The sequence below is a fragment of the Xenorhabdus taiwanensis genome (genome assembly GCF_036512875.1).
In the GTDB taxonomy this organism is placed as follows: domain Bacteria; phylum Pseudomonadota; class Gammaproteobacteria; order Enterobacterales; family Enterobacteriaceae; genus Xenorhabdus; species Xenorhabdus taiwanensis.
Genome location: NZ_AP028980.1, coordinates 22,178 through 28,899 on the forward strand (window position 1 = coordinate 22,178; position 6,722 = coordinate 28,899).

The 6,722-nt window shown below is 46.0% G+C and carries 7 protein-coding genes; all 7 read left to right on the forward strand.

The genetic code is table 11. The annotated features are described in order from the left end of the window. Positions 1–8 precede the first annotated feature (8 nt). The 7 genes from ACE1SE_RS18770 (at position 9) to ACE1SE_RS18800 (ending at position 6,613) form a co-directional block, all read left to right on the forward strand. Positions 9–914, forward strand: coding sequence for an ABC transporter substrate-binding protein (locus ACE1SE_RS18770; protein ID WP_374053739.1), 906 nt, complete (start codon positions 9–11; stop codon positions 912–914). Next, positions 911–1,801: an alpha/beta hydrolase fold domain-containing protein gene (locus tag ACE1SE_RS18775; protein ID WP_374053724.1), complete on the forward strand. Its 891-nt coding sequence runs from the start codon at positions 911–913 to the stop codon at positions 1,799–1,801. The genes ACE1SE_RS18770 and ACE1SE_RS18775 overlap by 4 nt, the downstream gene beginning before the upstream one ends. Before the next feature lie 7 nt (positions 1,802–1,808). Further along, positions 1,809–2,207, forward strand: a complete 399-nt coding sequence (locus ACE1SE_RS18780; RefSeq protein ID WP_374053725.1) for a rhodanese-like domain-containing protein — start codon at positions 1,809–1,811, stop codon at positions 2,205–2,207. 94 nt (positions 2,208–2,301) lie between these two features. Further along, positions 2,302–2,667, forward strand: a complete 366-nt coding sequence (locus tag ACE1SE_RS18785; RefSeq protein ID WP_374053726.1) for a nuclear transport factor 2 family protein — start codon at positions 2,302–2,304, stop codon at positions 2,665–2,667. A 27-nt stretch (positions 2,668–2,694) separates the two neighbouring features. Further along, on the forward strand, positions 2,695–4,032 hold the full coding sequence (locus ACE1SE_RS18790) for a SidA/IucD/PvdA family monooxygenase (protein ID WP_374053727.1): 1,338 nt from the start codon (positions 2,695–2,697) through the stop codon (positions 4,030–4,032). Between the two features lie 20 nt (positions 4,033–4,052). Further along, a complete protein-coding gene (gene ectB / locus ACE1SE_RS18795) occupies positions 4,053–5,384 on the forward strand; it encodes a diaminobutyrate--2-oxoglutarate transaminase (protein ID WP_374053728.1) in 1,332 nt (443 codons plus the stop codon). Beyond that, on the forward strand, positions 5,381–6,613 hold the full coding sequence (locus tag ACE1SE_RS18800; protein ID WP_374053729.1) for an NAD(P)/FAD-dependent oxidoreductase: 1,233 nt from the start codon (positions 5,381–5,383) through the stop codon (positions 6,611–6,613). The genes ectB and ACE1SE_RS18800 overlap by 4 nt, the downstream gene beginning before the upstream one ends. The last annotated feature ends 109 nt before the right edge of the window (positions 6,614–6,722 follow it).

The following is a 6,722-nucleotide window of genomic DNA, read 5'->3' on the forward strand; positions in this document are numbered from 1 at the left end:
TTGCCTGTATGGACGAAAATAAGTCTGTCCATACCACCACTTGGCTGCGTGCCATTGATCTGGCCCGGGAATTTCTACTACCGCCACAGGTTACGCTGAAACTGTTTGATGATAATGCCGATGCTCGGAGAGCTTCTGAAACAGCCCAGCAAATAGTAGCCTGGTCACCAAATGCCATTGTTGGGCATTTCGCCTCGGCTGCCGCAGAAGCGGCGGCACCGCTGTACGCGCAGCATAATTTACCACTATTTTTACCGGCGGCAACGGCGAAACATCTAACGTCGTATCCTACAACCTGGCGTTTATGTGATAACGATGAAGATTATGCTTGCTGGTTATTACCGCTGCTGACGTCTCAAGGACAGGATACAGTGGCCATTGATCACGATGGTTCAGTACACGGTAAAAGCGTGGCACATCAGCTGAGTGCTGCAATAAAACAAGCAACCCGCCCTAAGCCTCAGCACGCAGCCACTACCTTTTTTGCTGGTAGCTTCCGGTATGCGCTGAAACGGGCAATCAGCTGGGCACATTGCTCTCCTAAGGAAGCTCGTCTTATCCTAACGGATGATGCGTTTTCAGCAGAACTAGTGCCTGCACTGCTGGCTAACGGTATCGACTTAGGTTCACGACAGATTTATGTGGCAGCGATAACTCCGCAACCTACAGGCCAAATAACTTCTACACTGGCTTCTGCTTGGCACCAGCGCTGGGGGGGGGCGCCCGGATGCTATTTTTGGGAAACAATGGCTGCCTTGCAGGTTGCTTGCCAGTATCCTGATTTTCCTGCCCAAACCTTATTTGGGATGCTGAATTTTGACGCACAGCGTGAAATTCACCCCGCCAGTTTTTCACTCTGGCAGGCCACGTATAGTGGACTACAGATTGTTCAAGCTCCAAAGGTGATCATATGAATACAGTGCCGCTGGCGACAGATTTTGCCAATCTGCTGGCTGCCCAGCGACTGTTTGTTGGTAAGGGGATGCAATATGAACCCGATTACGGTCGTCAACGTGTGGCGCGCTGGATAGCAAACGTATCGGCACCGCTGTGTGGGAAAACAGAGATGATCGGCTATGTACGTCGGTTTATCCCCGAAAAATTGCGTAGTGATGAGCCAATTTTTTATCTTCATGGTGGCGGACTGGTTTATTACTCTACCGAGGTATTCAGTGCTTTTTTAAGCACTCTGGCACATATCAGCGGGCGAGAGATCTGCGCATTTGATTATCCAAAAGCACCGGAAACGCCAATGACTGAGATCATCAGCCACCTGGAACAGCAGCTATCTGCCGAGCTTAATCATGTTGACGTAGCTCCTTGTCTGATGGGTGACAGCGTAGGTGGCCTGTTAGCGCTCTGGTTTGCTGGTTCAGCGTTCAGTCAGACTTTTTCCCGGATCCATCTGCTGTATCCGGTACTAGCGAGTCACCACAATTTTGAGTCTTTCCAGCGTTATGGCGAAGGTTATCTCCTAGATGCCACCATATTACGTTGGTTTGCCGAACATTGGCTTCCCTGGTGTCGTCAGCAGCAATTCGATCCTCTAGCGTCAGATTATGCTTTCAGCAGGTTACCACCCATCGTGCTGCACACCGCCGGATATGATGTGCTAGCAGACGAGGGCCTCGCTTTCGCCTCACTTGCCCGTCAGGCGGGGGCATCATTGCAACATTATCATCATCCGGCATTGCCCCATGATTTTTGCCTGTATGCAGGCAAACTCGCCAGTTCCCGCGATGCCGTTGAACAGATTGCTGCGGTGTTGGATGTTGAGTACAAACTTACTTGTAGACAATGAGGTTATTATGTCAGCGATTGAACAGTTATCTTATTATCAAAAAAAATTATCTTACGAAACAGACTCATGGGATCTGTATCTGGCATTAAAGAATAACGAAAATGCCGTTGTGGTCGATGGACGAAGTAAAGAGGCATATCAAAAGGAACATATTCCGGGTGCGATCAATCTACCGCATAAAGAAATCTGTTTTAATAACACTGAAAATTTAGATAAAACAAAGATATATATCTGTTACTGCGATGGTATTGGTTGTAATGCCTCTACCAAAACTGCGATGAAACTTATGGCGCTGGGTTTTCAGGTAAAAGAATTGCTGGGTGGGCTGGACTGGTGGAAACGCGATGGTTACTCCTCTGAGGGTGTCGAGGGGAAAGAAGGTACACCGATCTCCTGCGGTTGCTGAAGCTCTGTATACAGACTGAAGATCCTTATTATTTAAATAAATAGTATGGATGTAAATTAAATTTTAATTATTGGCTGATGTTCAGATAAAAATTATGCATTCAGAATATTACGAACGTGTATCTGTGGTGCGCGATAAATTCCGTACGCTTGATATAAAGTTAATTGCTTCCTGTTTTACCGATGACGTAGTGGTTACATATAATCAGCTGGACGTCATTCATGGGAAAAAGGCGTTACTGTCATTCCTTTCACCACGCTATCAGGTGTTATCTGATTACCAGTTAGATAAAAACATTCTCCTTACTCAGGGGAATACCGTATGTCTTGAAGTCATTGCCAGCTATATTAACCGTGAAAATAGCAAAGCGTACAGAAGTAAAATTTTCGAAATATTAACGTTTAATGGCGATCTGATATCGCGCTGGGATTATGTCGGCAATACTGAAGAAATCGCATAGTAATTTTTGAATTTAAGGGGGAAGGAAATGCCTGTATCCATTGATAGTGAAGCGTTTAATGGAGATCTGTATGATGTGATTGGTATCGGCTTCGGCCCTGCCAATATTGCGCTGGCAATTGCGATGGAAGAAGCACAATTTAGTGGTCGTTGTCTGTTTCTAGAACGCAACACTAAAACCGAATGGCAGCCGCAAATGTTGTTGTCGGGAAGCGATATTCAGAATAACCCCTGCCGTGATTTAGTGACACCACGTAACCCACGAAGCCGCTATACCTTTACCAATTTCTTATTTGAAAATAAAAGGTTATTTGAGCACCTTAACTTGGGTTTAGAATTTCCTTTACGCCGTGAGTTTGCCGAATATGTTCGATGGGTGGCGAGTTTTTTCTCCCATCAGATTGCCTATGATCGTAGTGTCAAAAAACTGACGCTGGTTAATCATACTAAAGAAAAATATTATCGAATTGAAACTGATAAAAATGAGGTGTACTTCTCCCGTTCAGTGGTGGTGGCTCCAGGTCGAACACCAATGATCCCAACGGTTTTTGAAAAAGCGAATTCACATCGCGTTTTCCATCTAACCCGTTATTTAAAGACGCTTAACCAATTAAACGAAAAGAAACCGCTGAACCGGATTGCTGTGATAGGGGGAAGTCAGAGTGCAGTAGAAATAATTCTGCATTTGCGGCAAAACTATCCGAATGTGGAAATTATTAATATTCAGCGCGGTTATGGTTTTCGCCTGAAAGACACTAGTCCGTTTAGCGATCATGTCTATTTCCCTGAGTTCGTAGACTACTATTTCAATGCTTCTGAAAGCGGGAAAAAACACCTTAACCAGCATCTACATTTCACTAATTACTCTGCCGCTGATAAAGATGTCATTCATCAGCTCTACGTGAGCATGTATGAAGATAAATTGCAGGGTAAAACACCAGTGAAAATATGGTCCTGTCAGGAAATTTTGAATTACAGCGAGGATGAAAACCACTGCCAGCTGCAGATTCGAGAAGTGAATACTGGTGAGCAACTCACGCTCGATAATATTGATGGAATAGTGTTGGCAACTGGATTCCGCAATTTCGGTAGCGGAGAGAACGACGAACTTTGTCCGCCGTTAATGACCGACCTCTACCCTCTGCTGGAGAAAAATAACGACGGAGGATTCCTCAAATTAGAGCGGGATTACAGTTTGAAGCCTGCTAGTGCGCAGGAGGAACTACCTCCGCTGTTCCTGAACGGGTTATGTGAGTCGTCACATGGTTATGGTGATGCCGGCTCTTTCAGCCTGCTGTCATTACGTTCACAGGAAATTTTACAGTCACTGGATCGGCAACTGGCAAAAAAAACAGCCTTGGCCTGAACATTTACAGAGAAATTGCTATGACTACGCCTGAAAATAACAATTCACTTAACGTCTTTTCCGATCATGAATCCTCGGCCAGAAGCTATTGCCGCAATTTCCCTGCGATCTTCCAGCGTGCTTCAGGGTGTTATCTCTACGATCAGCATGACAATGCATGGTTGGACTTTCTCAGCTGTGCGGGATCGGTGAATTATGGGCATAATCCGGCTGCCCTGAAAGAGACGTTGATCGCTTATCTGGCGGCTGATGGTATTCAGGCTGCACTGGATATGCATTCAGTTGCCAAAGCTGAATTTATTACAGCATTTAACGCTATCATTCTGCAACCACGCGGACTGAATTACAAAATCCAGTTTACTTCGCCAACTGGCACCAGCGTGGTAGAATCAGCAATTAAGCTGGCGCGCAAGGTGAAAAATCGCACTAATGTGGCAGCATTTACCAATGGCTTCCACGGAATGTCCAATACCGCACTGGGATTGACTGGTAATCGCGACAACCGGCAGAACGGTATTGATTCCCATGTATTCCGGCTGCCGTATGACGGCTACTTGGAGGGGCTGGACACTATCGCCTATTTAGAAAAGCTGTTAACTGATAATAGTTCGGGAATGGATATTCCTGCAGCGGTTATTCTGGAAACGGTGCAAGGCGAAGGCGGTATTAATGTGGCGTCAAAAACCTGGCTGCAACGTTTACATGCACTACTTCAGCGTCATGATATCTTGTTAATTATTGATGATATTCAGGCCGGATGCGGGCGTACCGGCCATTTCTTCAGCTTTGAGTTTGCTGGTATTCAACCTGATATGGTGTGTCTGTCTAAATCTTTGAGCGGTTACGGACTGCCTTTCTCACTTCTGCTGTTTAAACCGCAATGGGATCAGTGGAAGCCCGGTGAAGATAACGGCACCTTCCGTGGTAATACCACGGCCTTTGTTACCGCAAAAGCGGCATTAGAAAATTACTGGAATGATGATCAACTTAGTCAGCATATTTTTCGCCAAGAACGGGTGTTGCTGCAGTGGCTGGAGAATATAACAGCACGTTTTTTCCGCTTTATCAAACAGACTCGTGGTCGCGGCCTGTTTTACGGCATTGAATTCCACTCTCCTGAGCTGGCGAAGAAGATCACCCAATATTGCTTCGAGCAGCAACTGATTGTTGAACGTTCCGGTGATAGTGATCAGGTGATTAAAATTATGCCACCTCTGACTATTCCTGAAGAAACTCTGCTGGCAGGATTGATAGTTCTGGAACAGGCTATGGGAACGTGCTTAACCGACGTTGAGGTAACTCCTTTAATTACGAACGAAGACATTTTACACCATGAAGGAGTTGCACAATGACCTACGATGTGGTTATTGTTGGAGGAAGCGCCAGTGGCGCTGCAGCCAGCATCCTGTTACGCAAACTGGGGTTAAGTGTCAGAGTAATTGAAAAGCTCCCGTCAGCGTCATCTTATAAAAAATTATGTACTCACTTTATTCAACCCTCTGCAGTGCCAGTGCTAAGCCAACTGGGTATGGCGCACTTGGCGGAGTATGACTACAGCGTGCGTACCCGGGCAACCTTTATCACCCCAGCAGGTGTTATCGATCCTGAAGGATTTTATGGCACCAACAGTGAGCAGTGTGCGCTCAATCTGGAACGTTCGGTACTGGATCTGGCGCTGCGACAGCAGTCGCAGAAATGTGGTGTTGAAATCAGCTATGCTGAACGGGTCACAGACGTTCAGTGCTTGCCACAGGGATGGGAGCTAACGGTAGAAAAGAATAGGGAAGCGTTTAGTATAAAAGCGCGTTTCTTGATCGCTGCGGACGGAAGAATGTCACTATTGGCGCGTTTACTAGGCAATCCGCTGCAGAGCTATGAAAACCAGCGGGCCACCTTCTTCGCTTATTGCAGTGGTATTGAAGCACCGGCCGACAACCGCTCACTATTTGCTCGCCATAAAAAGGGTATGGCGTTTCTATATCCATTAATTAATGGCCGCACACTGCTGTCAGCTTATATCAGCAAAGAAACCGCAAAGCAGTGGCAAGAACAGGATGTAAAAACCAATTTGGTGGAGTTCTTTGCCTGCATTCCTGAAATGCCCACCATGAATAATGTGGTCTTTGAAACTCAGGTGAGAGGCTATAAGGATTACCCGAACTTGGTACGCCAGCCGGTCTACCAGAATGTAGCTTTTATTGGCGATGCGGTGTTATCACTTGATCCGATGAGTGGAGTGGGATGCGGCTTTGCTTTGCAAACCGCTGCGATGTTGGCTCAGGCGGTAGAAGCGACACTGCAGCAGGGTGCAATCAATACCCAACTGGCTTTGCAGACTTACCAGCATCAGTTTGATGGGTATTTTCCTTCCCACGCGCGTGGCATTATTGCTGATGCATTGATAACTAAAGACGATCAAGGACAAACATCGACCTTTAGGACCATCCTCAACGATCCTGAATTACAGCGTCAGTATCGTGACTTGACGGGGCGATTGATATTACCTGCGGCTTTTCAGAATAAATTTTTGATTAGCAAAATTCGGCAAAATGCGTCTGAGCAAAAGGTGTTAGAGGCATAATGGATGACGCAGCACGCTATAGCTCACAAAGTATTAAAATTGAGTGAGAGGGAAACGTTGACTCACGATTGTATCCACATTTTATGATGTTATTGATGAGAGGATTGAC

Excerpts from the sequence above, each read along its gene's own strand:
- ACE1SE_RS18770 (WP_374053739.1), top strand. The coding sequence starts at position 9 with ATGGACGAAAATAAGTCTGTCCATACCACCACTTGGCTGCGTGCCATT.
- ACE1SE_RS18775 (WP_374053724.1), top strand. The coding sequence starts at position 911 with ATGAATACAGTGCCGCTGGCGACAGATTTTGCCAATCTGCTGGCTGCC.
- ACE1SE_RS18780 (WP_374053725.1), top strand. The coding sequence starts at position 1,809 with ATGTCAGCGATTGAACAGTTATCTTATTATCAAAAAAAATTATCTTAC.
- ACE1SE_RS18785 (WP_374053726.1), top strand. The coding sequence starts at position 2,302 with ATGCATTCAGAATATTACGAACGTGTATCTGTGGTGCGCGATAAATTC.
- ACE1SE_RS18790 (WP_374053727.1), top strand. The coding sequence starts at position 2,695 with ATGCCTGTATCCATTGATAGTGAAGCGTTTAATGGAGATCTGTATGAT.
- ectB (WP_374053728.1), top strand. The coding sequence starts at position 4,053 with ATGACTACGCCTGAAAATAACAATTCACTTAACGTCTTTTCCGATCAT.
- ACE1SE_RS18800 (WP_374053729.1), top strand. The coding sequence starts at position 5,381 with ATGACCTACGATGTGGTTATTGTTGGAGGAAGCGCCAGTGGCGCTGCA.